Origin of the sequence: Buchnera aphidicola BCc (assembly GCF_000090965.1) — a bacterium.
In the GTDB taxonomy this organism is placed as follows: Bacteria; Pseudomonadota; Gammaproteobacteria; order Enterobacterales; family Enterobacteriaceae; genus Buchnera_F; species Buchnera_F aphidicola_F.
Genome location: NC_008513.1, coordinates 304,441 through 325,013 on the forward strand (window position 1 = coordinate 304,441; position 20,573 = coordinate 325,013).

At 16.9% G+C, this 20,573-nt stretch carries 13 protein-coding genes and 1 tRNA gene; 12 read left to right on the top strand and 2 right to left on the bottom strand.

Translation table 11 applies throughout. The features are described from left to right. The first annotated feature begins 55 nt into the window (after positions 1-55). The 6 genes from lysA to BCC_RS01415 all read left to right on the top strand — a co-directional run bounded on the left by lysA (position 56) and on the right by BCC_RS01415 (position 7,146). Positions 56-1,306, top strand: coding sequence for a diaminopimelate decarboxylase (gene lysA / locus BCC_RS01390; protein ID WP_011672652.1), 1,251 nt, complete (start codon positions 56-58; stop codon positions 1,304-1,306). Positions 1,307-1,408: 102 nt separating this feature from the next. Continuing rightward, positions 1,409-2,716 carry a tRNA (N6-isopentenyl adenosine(37)-C2)-methylthiotransferase MiaB gene (gene miaB, locus BCC_RS01395; RefSeq protein ID WP_011672653.1) on the top strand — a complete coding sequence of 436 codons (1,308 nt, stop codon included), beginning with the start codon at positions 1,409-1,411 and terminating at the stop codon, positions 2,714-2,716. Between the two features lie 54 nt (positions 2,717-2,770). Further along, positions 2,771-3,220, top strand: a complete 450-nt coding sequence (gene ybeY, locus BCC_RS01400; protein ID WP_187284225.1) for an rRNA maturation RNase YbeY — start codon at positions 2,771-2,773, stop codon at positions 3,218-3,220. Between the two features lie 53 nt (positions 3,221-3,273). Then, complete coding sequence (gene leuS / locus BCC_RS01405) at positions 3,274-5,817, top strand: leucine--tRNA ligase (protein ID WP_011672655.1); 2,544 nt, start codon at positions 3,274-3,276, stop codon at positions 5,815-5,817. A 44-nt stretch (positions 5,818-5,861) separates the two neighbouring features. After that, positions 5,862-6,854 carry a hypothetical protein gene (locus tag BCC_RS01410; RefSeq protein WP_011672656.1) on the top strand — a complete coding sequence of 331 codons (993 nt, stop codon included), beginning with the start codon at positions 5,862-5,864 and terminating at the stop codon, positions 6,852-6,854. A gap of 55 nt (positions 6,855-6,909) precedes the next feature. Continuing rightward, the gene (locus BCC_RS01415; RefSeq protein WP_011672657.1) at positions 6,910-7,146 is read left to right on the top strand and encodes a sulfurtransferase TusA family protein; all 237 of its coding nucleotides are present in this window, start codon (positions 6,910-6,912) and stop codon (positions 7,144-7,146) included. A gap of 5 nt (positions 7,147-7,151) precedes the next feature. On the opposite strand, the gene asd is transcribed toward BCC_RS01415, so the two are convergent. Beyond that, positions 7,152-8,267 (bottom strand): aspartate-semialdehyde dehydrogenase, encoded by a 1,116-nt coding sequence (gene asd / locus BCC_RS01420; RefSeq protein ID WP_011672658.1) that lies wholly within the window; start codon positions 8,265-8,267, stop codon positions 7,152-7,154. A gap of 273 nt (positions 8,268-8,540) precedes the next feature. Here asd and BCC_RS01425 point away from each other — a divergent pair, with 273 nt between their 5' ends. The 6 genes from BCC_RS01425 to recD all read left to right on the top strand — a co-directional run bounded on the left by BCC_RS01425 (position 8,541) and on the right by recD (position 20,451). Further along, positions 8,541-9,692, top strand: coding sequence for a phosphoglycerate kinase (locus tag BCC_RS01425; protein ID WP_011672659.1), 1,152 nt, complete (start codon positions 8,541-8,543; stop codon positions 9,690-9,692). 57 nt (positions 9,693-9,749) lie between these two features. Next, a complete protein-coding gene (fbaA, locus tag BCC_RS01430) occupies positions 9,750-10,826 on the top strand; it encodes a class II fructose-bisphosphate aldolase (RefSeq protein WP_011672660.1) in 1,077 nt (358 codons plus the stop codon). A gap of 229 nt (positions 10,827-11,055) precedes the next feature. Beyond that, positions 11,056-11,931 carry a small-conductance mechanosensitive channel MscS gene (gene mscS / locus BCC_RS01435; RefSeq protein ID WP_049760651.1) on the top strand — a complete coding sequence of 292 codons (876 nt, stop codon included), beginning with the start codon at positions 11,056-11,058 and terminating at the stop codon, positions 11,929-11,931. An 89-nt stretch (positions 11,932-12,020) separates the two neighbouring features. Beyond that, entirely contained in the window at positions 12,021-15,149 is a 3,129-nt protein-coding gene (locus BCC_RS01440; protein ID WP_011672662.1) for an exodeoxyribonuclease V subunit gamma, read from the top strand. Positions 15,150-15,164: 15 nt separating this feature from the next. Further along, the gene (gene recB / locus BCC_RS01445) at positions 15,165-18,668 is read left to right on the top strand and encodes an exodeoxyribonuclease V subunit beta (protein ID WP_011672663.1); all 3,504 of its coding nucleotides are present in this window, start codon (positions 15,165-15,167) and stop codon (positions 18,666-18,668) included. Position 18,669: 1 nt separating this feature from the next. Next, positions 18,670-20,451, top strand: coding sequence for an exodeoxyribonuclease V subunit alpha (gene recD / locus BCC_RS01450; protein WP_011672664.1), 1,782 nt, complete (start codon positions 18,670-18,672; stop codon positions 20,449-20,451). Positions 20,452-20,459: 8 nt separating this feature from the next. Here recD and BCC_RS01455 read toward each other — a convergent pair. Beyond that, positions 20,460-20,536, bottom strand: a tRNA-Met gene (locus BCC_RS01455). Positions 20,537-20,573 lie beyond the last annotated feature (37 nt).

Genomic DNA, 20,573 nt, shown 5'->3' on the forward strand with positions numbered 1-20,573 from the left:
TAAAATATATTTATAAAAATTTTTAAAAAAATATTTATATTTTAGGATTTTTAATATGACACATATATATAATTTACAAAAAAAGATGCTTACAAGAAAAAATTTATTATTTTTAATAAAAAAATATAAAACTCCAATATGGATATATAATTCAGAAATTATTAAAAAACAAATAAAAAAACTAAAAAAATTTGATATTATTAGATTTGCTCAAAAATCTTGTTCTAACATTCATATTTTAAAATTAATGAGAAAAAAAAACATAAAAATTGATGCAGTTTCGTTAGGAGAAATAGAACGAGCATTACTAGCTGGATTTAAACCAAAAAATAATAATATTGTTTTTACATCAGACATTATAGAAAATAAAGTCTTAAAAAAAGTTATTAAATATAAAATACCAGTAAATGCTGGTTCTATTGATATGTTAAAAAAAATTGGAAAAAAATCATTGAAACATCCAGTATGGATTAGAATTAATCCAAAATTTGGTGACGGACATCATATTAAAACAAATACTGGTGGAGAAAATAGCAAACATGGGATATGGAATCCTAAAAAAGCTTTATCTGTTATAAAAAAATATAAATTAAATCTTATTGGATTACATATACATATAGGCTCCGGGATAAAAACAAAAAATTTACATAAAGTTTGTAATGCTATGAAAAAATATGCAATTAAATTAAAAACAAAAATAAAATTTATATCTGCCGGAGGTGGAATTAGTATTCCATATAAATCTAAAGAAAAAGAAATTAACATAAAAGATTATTTTTCACAATGGGATAAAACAAAAAAAAAAATTTCTTCTATATTAAATTGTTCTATTCAATTAGAAATTGAACCTGGTCGATTTTTAACAGCTCAATCAGGAATTTTAATTGCTAAAGTATATGCAATAAAAAAAATGGGTAAAAACATTTTTGTATTAATAAATTCAGGATTTAATGATTTAATTCGACCTATTTTATATGGTAGTTACCATAAAATAACTGTATTTCATAAAAAAAAATCAAAGAAAAAAAGAAAAAAAATAAAAACTATCTTTGCTGAACCGTTATGTGAATCTGGTGATGTTTTTACAATAAAAAAAAATGAAATTATTTTTCATAGAAAAATACCACAAGTTAAACTTGGTGATTATATTATTATACATGATACCGGAGCTTATGGATCTTCTATGTCATCAAATTATAATAGTAGACCATTTATTCCAGAAATCTTATATAAAAAAAACAATTTTGTACAAATTAGAAGACGCCAAACAATAAAAGAAATGTTATCATTAGAAACATTAATATAATAACTAAAAAAAATATAAATAAATATTATTTAAAAGTTAAAAATTATTTATGAAAAAAAACAAAAAAAAAAAAAAATATATATTTAAACTTGGGGATGTCAAATGAATGAACATGATTCCTCAATCATAGAAAATATATTAAAAAAAACAAATTTATATATAATTACAAAAAAACCAGAAATATCTGATATTTTAATTTTAAATACATGCTCTATTAGAGAAAAAGCTCAAGAAAAATTATTCCATCAATTAGGACGTTGGAAAAAACTAAAACAAAAAAATTCAAAAATATTAATTGCTGTAGGAGGATGTGTTGCTGTTCAAGAAGGAAAGAAAATTTATAAAAGAGCAAAATTTATTGATATAATTTTTGGACCACAAACATTACATAAATTACCTAAGTTATTAATAGAATCAAATAAAAAAAAAAGTCTTATTATAAATATTAAAAAAAAATCATTAAAAAAATTTAATTATACAATAAATAAAAATACAAATATAAAAAAAAAATTTTCTTCATTTGTAACTATTATGGAAGGATGTAATAAATATTGTTCTTTTTGTATTGTTCCATATACAAGAGGAAAAGAAGTTAGTAGAAATAATAAAAAAATAATTTCAGAAATAATAGAATTATCTAAAAAAGGAGTACGTGAAATAACACTTTTAGGACAAAATGTAAATGCATATAAATTTTCTGATACTTTTAATAAAAAAAATTATAGTTTTTCAGATTTATTATACTCAATATCAGAAATCCCTAGAATTGATAGAATTCGATTTATTACCAGTCATCCTGTGGAATTTAATAACAATATAATAGAAGCATATAAAAAAATTCCTAAATTAACAAATTTTCTACACTTACCGGTACAAAGTGGTTCTAATAAAATTTTAAAATTAATGAAACGAGGATATACTATAGAAAAATATGAAAACATTGTAAATAAAATAAAAAAAATACGTCCAAAAATAAATATTAGTTCAGATTTTATTATCGGATTTCCAGGTGAAACTAAAGAAGATTTTCAAAAAACAATTTATTTTATTTCAAAAATTAATTTCGATACAAGTTATAGTTTTATTTACTCAAAAAGACCTCGAACAAGAGCTTCTAAACTAGAAGATAATGTAACGATGGAAGAAAAAAAAAAGAGATTATATAAAGTTCAACAAAAAATCAATCAACAAGCATTTCAATGGAAAAGAAGAAGTACTGAACAAATAGTTTTAGTAGAAGGAATTTCAAAAAACAATATACAAGAATTATATGGAAGAACAGAAAATAATAGAACAGTTTTTTTTGAAGGTAATCCTAAATTTATTGGAAACTTTATAAAATTAAAAATTATAAGTATTAAATATAATACTTTTCTAAAAGGAAAAATTATTTCTAATAATTATTTTTAGTAATAGAATAATTAAAAATTTTGTAAAAAATTGATGAATATAAAGAAAAACTTAATGAAAATTGATATTCAAAATGTATGTAAGAAAAATATTTTTTTTCCAAAAAAAAAATATTTTTTTTTATGGTTAAAAAATATTTTTAAAAATAAAAAAATAGAAATAACTATTAGAATAGTTGACATGTTAGAAATGAAATTTCTTAATAAAAAATATAAAAAAAAAAATTCTTTAACTAATGTACTATCATTTCAATCACCGGATTCGATAAAAATTAAACATAGATTTTTAAATTATATAGGAGATATAATTTTATGTGCTCCATATATTAACAAAGAGGCAAATATTTTAAAAAAAAAAAAAATAGAACTTTGGGCGCATATGACTATTCATTCAACTTTACATTTACTACATTATTCACATAAAGATTCTAAATCAAAAAAAAACATGCAAAAAACTGAAATATATATTATGAAAAAGTTAGGATATAATAATCCATATAATTAAATAATATATAATTTATTATTAAATTTGAAAATATTTTAAATACATAAAAAACTATGAAAAATAATAATTATAATCCTAAAAAGATTGAAAAATATGTTCAAAAATACTGGGTAAAAAAAAAAATATTTTTTACTAAAATAGATAAAGAAAAAAAAAAGTTTTATTGTTTACCTATGTTACCTTATCCATCTGGCAAATTACATATGGGTCATGTAAGAAATTATACAATAAGTGATGTTATATCAAGATTTCATAGAATGTTAGGAAAAAATGTTTTACAACCTATAGGATGGGATTCATTTGGTTTACCTGCAGAAGAAACAGCAATAAAAAATAATATATCACCAAAAAAATGGACATTTAAAAATATAAAAACAATGAAGAAACAGTTACAATCTTTAGGATTTAGCTATGATTGGAATAAAGAAATTACTACATGTAATCCTGAATATTATCGTTGGGAACAATTATTTTTTATAAAATTATTTAAAAAAAAATTAATTTATAAAAAAAAATCAATTGTTAATTGGTGTGAAAAAGACAAAACAGTATTAGCAAATGAACAAGTACAAAAAGGAGTATGTTGGAGATGTGGAACTAAAATAAAACTAAGAAAAATATCTCAATGGTTTATAAAAATAAAAAAATATGCAGATAAATTTTTAAAAGATCTAAAATTATTAAAAAAATGGCCAAAAGAAGTTATTTCTATGCAGAAAAATTGGATTGGAAAATCCAAAGGATTAAAAATAAAATGTAAAATATATAAAAAAAAATATTTTTTAAAAATATTTACAACAAAACCAGAAACTATTATGGGTATATCTTTTTTTGCAATTTCTATGTATCACCCGTTAATAAATTTATTTCTTAGAAAAAATATAGAAATACAAAAATTTTTAAAAAAAAATAAATATTCAATTAACACAGAATTTCAAAAAAGTAACATACTTTTTGGTATTAATACACATTTATATGTAATTCATCCTATAAATAAAAAAAAAATACCATTATGGATTTCTAATTATGTCAAATATAATTATGCTACTGGGGCTATTATGAGTGTACCTTGTAGTAATAAAATTGATTATAACTTTTCTAAATTATATAATATACCATTCATCAAAATATTCTCAAAGAAAAATAAAAAATTATTAATAAATAGTGATAATTTTAATAATTTAAATATAAAAAAAGCTAGAAATAAAATTTCTAATTTTCTAATTAATAAAAAAATTGCGAAAAAATATATATATTATAAAATACAAGATTGGTGTATATCTAGACAAAGATATTGGGGAACTCCTATACCTATAGTTATAGATAATAAAAAAAATATTATTACTGTTCCTAAAAAAAAACTACCAGTTATATTACCTAAATATATATATAAAAAAAAATCATTACAATCTCTATCATTATATTCTTTATGGTTAAAAACTAAAATATCAGGAAAAAAAGTAACAAGAGAAACAGATACCTTAGATACTTTTATGGAATCATCTTGGTATTATGCGAGATATACTAATCCTAAATATGAAAAAGATATTATTGATCCTAAAGCATCAGAATATTGGTTACCTGTAGATCAATATATTGGAGGAATTGAACATGCAGTTATGCATTTAATATATTTTCGATTTTATCATAAATTATTATATGATTTTGGATATGTACAATCTAAAGAACCTGTAAAAAAATTAATTTGCCAAGGCATGGTTATAATTGATTCATTTTATAAATATAATAAAGATGGTAGTAAAAAATGGTTATCAATATCTAAAATAGAAATAAACAGAGATTCAAAAGGAAAAATAATAAGTGCTATTGAAAAATCCAGTCAAAAAAAAATTATTTATGCTGGAAAAATAAAAATGTCAAAATCAAAAAATAATGGTATTGATCCAGTTAATATCATTAAACAATATGGAGCAGATTCTTTACGTTTATTTATTATGTTTGCTGCTCCAATAAACATATCATTAGAATGGAATTCAAAAAATATTATTGGAATGCATAGATTTTTAAAAAAAATATGGAATTTTGTATTTATAATAATAAAAAAGAAAAAAGAAAAAATAAAAAAAATAGATCTTAATAAAAATAAAAAAACATATATATATAAATTAAATACAATAATAAAAAAAGTAACATATAATATTCAAGAAAGAAATTCTTTTAATACAGCAATTGCTGAAATAATAAAATTTTTTAATTATCTAGTAAAATTATATAAAATATATAATATAAAAAAAAAAAATTTAATATTTTGTATTAGCACTATCATAAAAATGTTATATCCTTTTACACCTCATATTTGTTTTATTTTATGGAAAAAAATATATGGAAAAAAAAGTTGTATAGAAAAAGAAACTTGGCCAAAATTTAATAAAAAATTTTTTTTAAAAGAAAAGAACAATATAATTATTCAAATTAATGGAAAAAAAAAAGATATAATGAAAATTCATGCAATAATATCAAAAAAAGAAATTATTAAATTAATTTTAAAAAATGAAAAAATAAAAAAACATTTATATAAAAAAATAATCAAAAAAACTATTTATATTCCTAATAAAGTTATTAATTTTGTATTATAAAAAATTAATTAAATTTTAATTTATAAAATTTAAAAAGAAAAATTATGTTTACTGATCCAATTAATTTAAAAAAAAAAATAAAAAAAAGAAATATATTTACATTTATTATTTTAGAATCAAAATATTTTTTAATTAAAATAAATAAAAAAATTATTTTAAAATATTTTAGAAAAAAAAAATATAAAAAAAAAGAACTAATTATAAATAATGAAGATGATTGGAAAAATATTATTAATATGTTTAAAAAACAAGATTTATTTGCTAAAAAAAAAATATTTTTTATTACAATAAATAGTTTATTTATATCTATAAATACTAAATTATATATGAATCAAATAAGAAATTATTCGAATAAAAAAATCATAAATATCCTTTTTTTTCCAAAATTAATTTATTCAAATTTTAATCTTGTCTTTTTCAAAAATTATATTGAAAATTCTGGAATTATTATAAACAATTCTAATACATATATTAAAAATATACATTTTTATATAAATCAGAAAATAAAAAAAAAAATTCTTATTAAAGAAAATGCAAAAAAAATTTTATTAAAAAAAAAATATAGAAATATTTCTTTTTTTATAAATTTTTTAAAAAATATTTTTTTATTATATCCAAAAACTGTTATAACAAAAAAAATGATCTTGAATTTTTATAAATCTACTAAAACTTTTAATTATATTGATTGGTTAATATCCATTTTAAAATATAAAAAAAAAAGATCAATTAAAATTCTTAATATATTAGAAAAACAAAAATATGATTATTTAATTTTAATAAAATCATATAAAATATTATTATATTTTATAATATACAAACAAGAAAAGAAAAATTTTAATAATATATTTATAAATTCAAAAAAACATATTAATCAAATAAAAAAAATATATTTATCTTTTTTAATAAAAATAAAAAATATAAAAACAATACAATTAGCATTAAAATTATTAAAAAAAATTGAATTATGTATTTTAAATAATGAAAAAAAAAAAATAATTTGGATGCATTTAAAAACTTTATCAATTATTTTTAATTAAATATTTAATAATATTATTATAATATTTAATTAAAAAAGATTAATTACATAAAAAAATGATAATTAAATTAAATTTATTAGGATTACGTTGTCCAGAATTAATTATAAAATTACGACAAAAAGTAAGAAAATTAAAAACTGGACAAAAAATTTTAGTTAAAGCAAATGATGAATTTAGTAAAAAAGACATAAAATTATTTTGTAGATTTATGAAACATAAATTAATATCAATTACTATAAAAAAAAAATTTTTTTTATACTATATAAAAATTGGAAAAAAGAAAAAATATTAAGAAATTTATTGAGATATCAAAATATTTAAAATACGACGTAATGGTTCAGCTGCACCCCATAATAATTGATCACCAACAGAAAAAGCAGATAAATATTTTTTTCCAAAATTTAATTTTTTAATACGACCAATAGGAATGTTTAATGTATTTGTAACTTGTAAAGGATTTAATTTACTTATTGTATGATCTATATTATTTTTAATTATTTTTACCCATGAATTATGAGAAGATAGTAAGTATTTAATTTCTTTTATAGAAATATCTTTTTTTAATTTTATTGTAAATACTTGACTATGACAACGTAACGTAGGAACTCTTACACAAATTCCATCAATAGGTATATTATACTTGTAATTTAAAATTTTATTTGTTTCAACAAAACCTTTCCACTCTTCTTTTGTTTGTCCATTTTCCATTAAACTATCAATCCAGGGAAATACATTTCCTAATAAAGGAACTTTCATAAAATTTTTAGGACAATTTTTACTATTTAATAAAAAAGTAATTTTTTTTTCTATTTTAAGAATAGAACTTGTAGAAGTAGAAAGATAAGAAGAAATATTTTTATACACATAACCAATTTGATTTAGTAATTCTAACATGCTTTTAGAACCACTACCAGAAATAGATTGATATGTTGCTACAGAAATCCATTCAATAAGATTATTTGTAAATAATCCACCTAAAGCAAGTAACATTAAACTAACGGTACAATTACCTCCTACAAAAGTTTTTATTCCTTTATTTATTCCTAATTTTATTGCATTATAATTTATAGGATCTAAGACAATAATTGCATCTTCTTTCATTCTTAAAAAAGAAGATGCATCAATCCAATATCCTTTCCAGTGCATATTTTTTAATTTAGTATAAACTTTTTTTGTATATTCTTGCCCTTGACATGAAACTATAATGTCTAAAGACATTAAATATTTAATATTATATGCATCTTTTAAATTATTTGAAATACAATTTTTAATATCAGGAGAATTAAAATTTAATTGAGATGTAGTTAAAAATACAGAATTAAAATTCTTAAAATCATTATTTTTACGTAAACGATTTAATAAAACTGATCCCACCATACCTCTCCACCCTACAAAACCTACTAATTTTTTCATCATTATTTTCTCTATCTAAAGCACTTATTTCATTAAAAAATAATATTTTATAAGTTTTTTTAATATTTATATTATATATAATAATAATTTAATTTTTATTAAAAATAAATAATTTTTTAATTAATAAAGATTTTTATTTTTTAAATACTTTAATTATTGTATGAAATTTAAAATTTAAATATTTATTTATTAAATAACATTAACTTTTTAAATAAAAAGTTAGTATAATAAAAATAAATTAACTATTATATAATTCATAAAAGGAAAAATATAATGTACATGAAAAATATTAATTTAAAAAATAAAAGAGTATTTATTCGATTAGATTTAAATGTTCCTATATATAAAAAAAAAATTATTTCTACTGAACGCATAGATCGATCTATTCCGACTATATTATTAGCATTAAAAAAGAATGCTAAAATAATCTTAGCTTCTCATTTAGGAAGACCTAAAGAAGGAATATATAATAAAAATTTTTCTTTATTTCCAGTATTTGAATATTTAAAAAAAAAACTTCCTAAAATAAACATTAATTTTTCTAAAGATTATTTAAATGGCATTAATATGAAAAATAATCATATTACAGTTTTAGAAAATGTAAGATTTAATCGAGGTGAAACTAAAAACGACATAAATTTATCAAAAAAATATGCTAATTTATGTGATATTTTTGTTATGGACGCTTTTGCTACCGCGCATAGAATAGAATCTTCAACATATGGAATATGTAATTTTGTAAAAAAATCATGTATTGGACCATTATTATATTCAGAAGTAAAAATTCTTAAAAAAATATTATATAATCCATTGAGACCAATGGTTACTATAGTTGGAGGAGCAAAAGTATCAACAAAATTTAGTTTATTAAAATCATTATTAAAAATTACAGATTATTTATTAGTAGGTGGAGGTATTGCAAATACATTTATTTCTACTTTTTACCCCGTAGGAAAATCTTTATATGAAAAAAATTTTCAAAAAAAAGCTATAAACCTATATAAAACAAAAAAAGTCTTTATACCTATTGATTCTCGTGTAAGTTCTAAATATTCTATAAAATCAGAAGCAATAATAAGACCAACTTCAAAAATATTACCAAATCAACAAATACTTGATATTGGAGATAAAACAATAAAAAAATTTCAAGAAATAATAAAAAAATCAAAAACAATTTTATGGAATGGTCCAATGGGAGTTTTTGAATTTCCAAATTTTAGAATAGGTACTGAAAAAATTTCAAAAACTATTGCAAATAGTAATTGTTTTTCTGTAGCCGGGGGGGGAGATACAATCGCGGTTATTGATTTATTTAATTTAAAAAAAAAAATATCTTATATTTCAACGGGTGGTGGATCATTTTTAAAATTTATAGAAGAAAAAACATTACCTATCATTGAAAAAATAAAAAAACTAAATCAATAGCTATTAAATTTAAAAATTCGATAATATTTTTATATTGATAGAGGAAGAAAATAAATAATGTGTAAAATTTTAGATATAATAAAACCAGGTGTATTAAATTCTGAAGAAATGAAAATAGTTTTTTTATTAGCTAAAAAAAAAAAATTTGCTATACCAGCAATTAATTGTATTAACACTGATTCAATAAATATTGTATTAGAAACAGCAGCAAAAATGAGATCTCCAGTAATTATTCAATTTTCATATAGTGGTTCTCAATTTTTTAGTGGTTTAGGGTTAAATCTTGAAGAAAAAAAAAAATCAGTTATTGGTGCTATATCTGGAGCTAAATATGTACATATGATTTCAAAGTATTATAAAATTCCTGTTATATTACATACAGATCATTGTGATTTTAATCATCTTTATTGGATTAATGATTTATTATCTTATGGTAAAAAATTTTTTAAAAAAAAAAAACGTCCGTTATTTTCATCACATATGATTGATTTATCTAAAGAAACAATAAAAAAAAATATTATTTTATCTTCTAAATATTTAAAAAAAATAACAGAATTAAACATGATGTTAGAAATAGAATTAGGTTGTACCGGTGGAGAAGAAGATGGTATTGATAACACAAATATAAATAAAAAACTTCTATATACAGATACTAAAGATATTTATTATGCATTTAAAAAATTAATTAATATTAGTAATAATTTTATTATTGCAGCAGCATTTGGAAATATACACGGAGTATATCAACCAGGTAAAATTTCTTTAAAACTTTCTATACTAAAAAAAGCTCAAAAATATATTGAGAATATAACAAAATTACCTAATAATCAAATAAATTTTGTTTTTCATGGAGGATCTGGAACAAGTATAATTGACATACAAAAATCAATTGATTATGGAGTAATAAAATTTAATATTGACACAAATATGCAATGGAATTATTGGAAAGGTGTATTAAATTTTTATAAAAACAATAAAAAATTTTTAAATACTCAATTAGGAAATCCATTAGGAAAAAATCAACCAAATAAAAAATATTACGATCCTAGAGTATGGATCAGATATGCGCAAAAACAATCTATAAAATATTTAAAAAAAATTTTTATACAATTAAATTCGAAAAATACTTTATAAATATTTTAAAATTTTTTTTTACTAGAAAAAAAAAAATAATGTATTATATTTTATTTGTATAATCAAAAAAACAAAAAAAAATTAAATATATATTTCTTTAAATTTGTTTTTTTATAAATAAATAAAAATTTAATTTAATTAATAAATATTTTTATAATTTATAAAAATATTTATTAAAATTAAAAATTAAAAAAAAATGCAAAAAAAAATTTTTATTATAAAAAAAATAATTGATCAATTAAATATTAATAATTATATTAATAATGTTAATTTTTGTTTTTTAATAAACAAAAGTTCTTTTTATTCTTATTTAATTAATCTATCTTGTTCTTTCATCGTAATAATTACTGGTTTTTGTATAAGTCAAATTTTTGCTAAAGGAACTCAAAAATTATTATCTATACGTCATATTGACAATACAGTTTCTGGATTTTTAGCTACTTTAGCTCGCTACATAATACTTGCATGTACATGTGTTATTGCATTAGGACAAATAGGTGTGCAAACAAGTTCAATTATTGCAATTGTAGGAGCTGCTGGAATGGCAATAGGATTAGCTTTACAAGCATCATTATCAAATTTTGCAGCAGGAGTATTATTAGTATTATTAAGACCATTAAGAACTAATGAATATGTAAATTTAGGAAATGCAGAAGGAACTGTTATAAATGTTCATATATTTTATACTACTCTAAAAACTTTAGATGGAAAAATAATAATTATTCCTAATGGAAAAATAGTTTCTGGAAATATTATTAATTATTCTAGAGAACCTATGAGAAGAAATCAATTTGTTATTAATGTTGCATATGATTCTGATGTAGATTTAGTAATTTCAGTATTACAATCAGTTATTGATCAAGAAGAACGTGTATTAAAACATCCAGGAAATTTTGTTGGATTAAATGAATTTTCTCCTTCATCATTAAAATTTGTTGTAAAATGTTGGTGTCATACAAAAGAATTAAATTCAGTATATTCTGATTTAATGTTAAAATTTAAAAAAGCATTAGATAAACATAATATAACTATACCATATCCTAAAATGGATGTTTATTTATATAAAAAAATACATAAAATATTAAAAATAAATAAAAAAAAATAAAAAAGAAAGAAAAAATTAATACTTACTTAATCTATAATATAGAATTTTCTAATTTTTATATTATAGATTTTTAATATAAAAACATACATATGTTAAAAATATATCAATCAAACAAAATAAATTTTCTTTTAAAAAAAATTTGTAAAAAAATTTATATTAAAAAAAAAAAAAAAATTCTTATAAATGAAATATTTTTAATTGAAAATAAATACGTTCAAAAATGGTTAGAACTATATATAGCAAATAAAAAAAAAATTAATTTTAATATTAAATTTATTTTACTTTTTAGATTTTTAAATAATTTTTTTAAAAAAAACAATATAAAAAAAAATAAAAAATTAATAATTTTTGAAAAAAAATACTTACAATGGATTATTATTTTAATAATTTATAATACATATGATTGTTCATTTCTTAAAAAATATGGAATACAATATAAAAATTTCGAATTTTGCTCACATATAGCAAATATATTTATTCAATATATTTATTTTCAACCTCATTTAATATATGAATGGGAAAATAACAAAAAATCTAAAAAAAAAGAAAAAAAAACATATCAATGGCAAAAAAAACTATGGAACTTAATAATAAAAAAAATTAAAATGTTAAAATGTAATAATTTTACAGAAATTATTAGTAATTTTATAAAAAAAATAGAAAAAAAAAAAAAATTAAAAAAAATACCTAAAAAAATATTTATATTATCTAATCAAAATATAAATATTTTAATGTATTTTATTTTATTTTCTATAAAACATATTACTAAAATATATTTATTTGAATTTAATCCATTAGATAGAAAAAAAAATAAAACAAAAAAAATAATTAATTATTTTCAAAAAAAATTCCAATATATAAAAAATCCTATAAAAGAAAACATTAAAATAAAAAAAAAATATTTTTTTTATAAAAATAATAAAAAAAAAATTTTATCTTATTTAAAAAATGATATTTTAAAAAAAAAAATATATAAAATTAATTCAAAAAAAAAGATAAATATTAATGATAATTCTATATCTATTAATCAATGTAAATCATACATACATGAAGTACAAATAGTTAATAACTATATACATAAAACACTTGAAACAAACAAAAAAATAAAACTTGATGATATTTTAATAACAGCAAGTAATATAGATATTTATATTCCATATATTCAAAAAATATTTAATTTTTCACAAAACAAAAATTTATTAATAAAAAAAACAGGAAAAGAAGAAGAAAAAAAAAAAGAAATTTTGTTAACAATTAAAGATTTATTGAATATTAAAAATAATTATTTTAAACCTTTTTGGATATTATCCCTTCTTAATATAAAAATATTAAGAAAAAAATTTTCTATTAAAAATCGTGATATTAAAACTCTAGGAAAATTAATATCTCATTTAAATATTGCATTTGGTTTTAATAAAAAACATTATAAAGAATTTTCTATTCCTGATTTAAAAACATATTCATGGGAATATGCAATTAAAAGAATAACATCTGGATTTATTTTTAATAATAAAAACACTATTTACAATAATATTTATACATACAATATATCTAATGATAAAAAAAATATTTTATTAGGTAATTTTATTAATTTTATTAAACAATTAAATAAGTTACGAAAAAAAATATATAAGAAAAAAAAAATAGAAAAATGGATAAATATAATTTCTATAATTATAAAAAATTTTTTTTATATAGAAAAAAAAGATAAAAAATTTTTTTTTCTATTAAAAAATATATGGAAAAAAAATATATTTTATGGAATTAAAATTAATTTTTTAAAAAAAATATCAATTGAATTTTTCATTAATGAATTTTTTAAAAATCATTCTTTATTATATAAAAAAAATCAATTTTTATCAGGAAATATTAAATTAATAAATTTAAATAAAATAAATTTAATACCTTTTAAAGTAATTTGTATATTAGGATGTACACAAGAAAAAATATCTTTATTTAATAATCAAGATATATTAAATTTAATAGAAAAAAAAAATAAAAATAATGAAAATATTTTTTTAAAAACAATTTTTTTAACAAAAAAATATTTATTTTTAAGTTATATAAAAAATAATTATATACAAAATAAATATTATCCTTCTAAATTTATATTAGATATTATTTTTTATATAAAAAACAATTTTTATTATTTTAAAAAAAAAGAAAAAAAAAAAATTCAAAAAAAAAATTTTTTAAATAAAATTTATAAAAAAAATAAAAATAATATAATTAATTCTCTTTTTTCAAAAGAGAAAAAAAAAATCATTAAAACAAAAAAAAATCAAAAAAAATACAAAAAAATAAACATAACAATTCAAAAAAAAATAAAAATAAAAAAATTAATAAATTTTTGGAAGAATCCTATTGAATATTTTTTTAAAAATACTCTTAAAGTAAATATTAAAAATTATGAAGAAAATATGTTTATTGAAGATGAATATTTTTCTATAAAACCATTAAATAAATATAAAATTAATAGTTTAATATTAAAAAATATGTTATTAAATAAGAAAACAGACTATCATATTAAAGAATTTCAATTAAAAAATAAACTACCACAAGAAAAAATAGCAAAAATATTATGGTATGAAAAAATAAAAAAAATTAATATTTTGTCAAATCAAATAAAAAAGATAAGAAAATTTCCTAAAAACATTCATATTTATTATAAATTTAAAAAATATTATTTAAGTGGAAAAATTAAAGAAGTTAATAAATTAAATTTAATACAATGGAATGTTAATAAAATAAAATTTAAAGATATAATAACTACTTGGATACAACACATAATTTATTGTGCTTTTGAAAAACCTAAAAAAAGTATTTTATTAAGCACTAATAATAAAAAAATAGAATTCTTAAGTATAAAGAAAAAAATAGCAAAAAAATATTTAAAAAAATATATTCAAGGATTTATAGACGGACATAAAAAACCAATATTAATATTAAATTCAGGAATTCATTGGTTACATACAATTTTTTTAAAAAAAGAAAATGTCTTAAAAATAAATAAATATAATTTAAATCTTGCAAAAAAAAATTTCTTAAAAATATGGAATGGAAGCAATTTTTTCTTAGGAGAAAAAAAAAATATTTTTATAAAAAAAATAATACCTATATTAAACAAAAATCTAATAAAAAAAATATGTAATTCTTGTAAATATTGGATATTACCAATATTTAAAAATACAAATATTAAAAAATATCATCTACAATAAATTAATTAAAAAAATATGCAATATATACCTTTAAACACAAAAGAAATACCTCATTTTGGTATTACTTTAATTGAAGCATCAGCAGGAACTGGAAAAACCTTTTCAATAATTATTTTTTATTTACGTTTAATTTTAAACATTGGTATAAAAAAATCATATTCTTCTCCTATACCAATAAAAAAAATATTAATTGTTACATTTACAGAAACCGCAAAAAATGAATTAAAAGAACGATTATATAAAAAAATTTGTCAATTATATTACATGAGTATTAATAAAAATTATTATGTTAAAGATCTAAAAGATTTTAAAAAAGAAATAAAAGATTTTAAAAAAATTTCAAAATTACTTAAAAAAGCTAAAAAAAACATAGATCAAATTAATATATATACTATACATAGTTTTTTTCGAAAAATTTTAATAGAACAAAAATTTTTATGTAAAAAAAAAATATATCAAAATATTATTACAAATATAAAAAAAATACAATTTGAAGCAACTAAAGATTTCTGGAGAAAGTATGTTTATTATCAAAATATAGAAATTATTAAATTAATCTTTAAAAAATGGAAAAATCCTTTAGAACTATTTAAACATATATATATATGGATTAGTCAAATAAAAATAAAAATAAAACACGATTTTAAAAAAAAAAGTTCATTAATAAAAAAATATAATTTAATTATTAAGTTAATTAATAAAGCTAAAAAAACATGGAAAATAGATAAAAAAAAAATAAAATTTTTGATAAAAAAAATATATTTAAATAAAAAAAAAAATAATAAAAAAAAAATAAAAATATGGTGTAAAAAAATACAAATTTGGTCAGAAAAAAAAACTATAAAATATTCAGTACCAAAAATATTAAAACATTTTATTTTAAAAAAAATCAAAAAAAAAAAAGAATATCTATTTTTTTTATATATTAAAAAAATTTTTTTTTATTATAAATTATTTTTTAAATATTTTATTTATCTAGCATTAAAAAAAATACCTAAATTAATAAAAAAGAAAAAAAAAATGAAAAAAGGATTAGAATTTAATGATTTAAATACAATTATGTGGAAAGAAATAAAAAAAAAAAAAATCAATTATAAAAAAAACATTCTAAAAAAATATACAATTTCAATGATTGATGAATGTCAAGATATTGATAATTATCAATTTAATATTTTTTATAAAATATATAAAAAAAAAAAAAAAAAATCATTAATACTTATTGGTGATCCTAAACAATCTATATATAGTTTTAGAAATTCAAATATATTTTTATATTTAAAATATAAAAAAAAAATACAAAAATGTTTTTTTTTAAAAAAAAATTTTCGTTCATCAATTAATATGACTAAAAGTATTAATACACTTTTTTCAAAAACAAAAAATCCATTTATTTTTAAAAAAATTAATTTTCAACCATCATTAGCAAACAAAAAAAATAATAAAAATAAACTTGTTATTAACAATATTACACAACCAGCTTTAAAATTTATTTTTAAAAATAAAAAAACAATAAATAAAAATGAATATTTTACTTGGATTTCTAAAATGTGTGCATATTCTATTAATAATTTGTTATCTAATAAATCTACTAAAAAATCTTTTATTATTTTTAAAAACAAAAAAAAACGTAGTATTAAAAATACAGATATAGCTATTTTAGTAAAAAATAAATATGAAGCTAATATTATTAAAAAAGAATTTAAAAAATATGGAATTAAAACAATTTATACATCAGAAAAAAAAAATATTTTTCAAACAAAAGAAGCTAAAGAAATTTTATTTATTATTGAATCACTTTCTGATTTATCTAATATATTAAAATTACAAAAATTACTTATGACTAAAATATTTAGTAAAAATATATATGATATTTATTCAATTAATAATAAAAAAAAAACATATTCTTCTTTAATAAAAAAACTAAAAAAATATTATCTAATCTGGAAAAAAAAAAATATATTTTTTATGTTTAAAAAAATAATATTCGATTTCTGTTTTCAAAAAAAAAACATAAAATTAAAAATTAATAATATTAATATATATAATATCATTCAATTATGTGAAATTTTAGAAGAAAAAAACAAAAGTATTAAAAATAAATTTTTATTAACAATTTGGCTTAGAAAAAAAATTCTAAAAAAAAATATTGAAAAAAATAAATCAAAAAATTTAATTCAAAACAAAAATATAAATGATAAAAAATTTATTAAAATAATTACTATTTATAAATCTAAAGGACTAGAGTATCCTATAATTTGGATTCCATTTTTTAGTAGTTTTCAAAAAAAAAAAAATCAAATTATCTATTGTAAAAAAACACTAAAAAAAATAGTAAATTTAAAAAATGAAAAAAAAAATATAATATCTTTAGAAAAAGAAAGATTATCTGAAGATATACGTTTATTATATGTTGCTATTACTAGAAGTATAATACACTGTTGTATTGGATTAGCAGTAATTAAAAACAAAAAAAATGAAAAATATACAAATTTTCATAAAAATTGCTTAGGATATTTAATACAAAAAGGAAAAAAAAAAAAATTTAAAAATTTCAAAAAAAATTTATATGATTTACAAATACCTGGATTAATTGAAATAAAAAAATCAAATAAAGTAAAAAAAAAATTTTTTAAAAAAAAAAAAAGAAAAAAAAAAAACATATTTTTTTTTAATAAAAAAATCAAACAATATTCCTGGACAAATACTAGTTTTTCTAAAATTATAAAATATAATCAATTAAAAAAAAATATAATTAATATAAAAAAAGAAAATTTTATAAATAAAATTAATTATAATAAAAAAACTTCTCAGATTAATCTCCACTCTTTTCCATTAGGAAAAGAATTTGGAATCTATTTACATGATGTTTTTAAAAAAATAAAATTTTTCAAAACAAAAAAAACAAAAAAAATATTAAAAAAAACAAATTTTTTATCATTTTCAAATATATTAATAAAAAAATTATATTTATGGATAAATATTTTCTTAAAATTTCCATTAAATAATGAAAACCTTTCTTTAGAAAAAATAAGAAAAAAAGAACATCAAAAAGAAACAAAATTTATTATACCAATAAAAAAAAAAATAAATATTAAAAAATTTAATTTAATAATTAAAAAATTTGATCCTATATCAAAAAAATGTAGTAATATTTTTTATAAAAATTTTTTTGGAATATTAAATGGAAGCATAGATTTAATATTTTTATGGAAAAAAAAATACTATATCATAGAATACAAATCTAATTGGTTAGGACCAGATAGTAGTTATTATAATTCAAAAAATATAAAAAAAGAAATAATTAAATATCGTTATGATATACAATACCAAATTTATAGCTTAGTATTACATTGTTATTTAAAAAAAAAACTAAAAAATTATAATTATAATACCCATTTTGGCGGAATTTTTTATTTATTTCTTAGAGCATTTGATAATAAAAATAACACTGGAACATATTTTATTAAACCTTCATATTTATTAATTAAAAATTTAGAAAATCTTATATATGGAAATTAAAATGTTATCTAAAAATATAAAAAAATTTTTTAAAATAATAAAAATTGCAAAAAAGAAAAAAGAAATAAATTGTATAGATTATTACACATGTATTAATAAAAAAATTTCAAATTATTCACCTGAAGTTATATTAGTAATTCTTTACTTAATATATTCAGCTCGACATGGACATAGTTGTATACCAAAAAAACATTTTGTTAAAAAAAAAATAAAAAGAAAAAATGTGTTTATAAAATTATTAAATATTGTTAGTAAAAATAATATTAATTGGTTTAATACTGTAATAAGTAGCATGTTATGTAGTAACGGCACACAAAAAACACCTCTTGTAATTGACAAAAAATATATTTATTTATATAAATATTGGTATTCAGAAAATAAAATAATTGAATTGCTTTATCAAAAAAAAAGTAAAAAAAAAAAAAATAAAATAGAATATAAAAAATTAATAAAAAAATATTGTTCAAATTATATTGATAAAAATCAAAAAAATGCAGTTAAAAAAGCTTTAATTCATAATTTGTTTTTTCTTCTTGGTGGTCCAGGCACAGGAAAAACAAATATAATAGCTTATTTAATTTTAATTTTAATTAAAATATCAAAAAAAAAAATAAAAATTCAATTGACAGCTCCTACAGGAAAAGCGGTAAACAAACTAACTCAATCTATATATAAAATATTAAAAAAAAAAAACATTCAAAAAAATGAAAAAAAAATGATACCTAAAGAAGGAATTACATTACATAAATTATTTAAAATTCAAAAAGAAACTAATAAAAATAATGCGAAATATATAAAAAGAAAAAAAAAAATTGATATTCTTATCATTGATGAATCATCTATGATTAGTTTAAATATAATGGAAATAATATTAACATGTATAAAAAAAAAAACAAAAATAATTTTTGTTGGAGATGTATATCAATTACCTTCTGTAGAAACTGGATCAATTTTAAAAAAAATATGTAATTTTAAAAAAAAAAAAAAAGAAAAAAAAAAAATTTTTTTTGTATTAAAAAAAAATTATAGATTTAATAAAAATTCAGGAATTAATTTCTTAATTAATCAATTAAAAAAAAAAAAAATCAAAGATATTAATAAGATTTATAAAAAAAAATATAAAGATATAATATGGAAAAATTTAAATACATCAAATGATTATTTAAATATGCTTAAAAAAATAAAATTATATTATAAAAAATATTGGAATTATGTAAATAAAAAAAAAAATCCAAAAAAAATTATTCATAAATTTAATAAATATCGTATATTATGTATAATAAATAAAGGTATATTTGGAACTAAAAAAATAAATCAATATTTAGATAATTATTTTATAAAAATAAATAATAAAAAAAAAAAAAAAGAATTTTGGTATCACGGAAAACCTATTATAATTAAAAAAAATAATATATTTTTAAAATTAATGAATGGAGATATAGGAATTTGTTTATATAAAAAAAAAAAGAAAAAAATTTATTTTTTATTATCTACTGGAAAAATAAAAAAATTTAATCCAGAAATTTTATTTCATTATAAAACTGCTTGGTCAACTACCATTCATAAATCTCAAGGATCAGAATTTTTATCTGTAAATATTATTATTCCAAATTATTTCTCTAATAAATTTTCTAAAGAATTATTTTATACTGCTATTAGTAGAGCTCAAAAAAAAGTTACAATTTATGCAAATAAAAAAATTTTAAATAAAATTATTAATAATAATAAAGAAAGGTATTCTGGTTTAAAAAAAAAAATAGAAGAATTAAATATTTTTTCTTAATAAAATTATGGTTGCGGGGATTGGATTTGAACCAACGACCTTCGGGTTATGAGCCCGACGAGCTACCTGACTGCTCCACCCCGCTATCAATTTAATTAATTATAACATAATATTTAAAATAA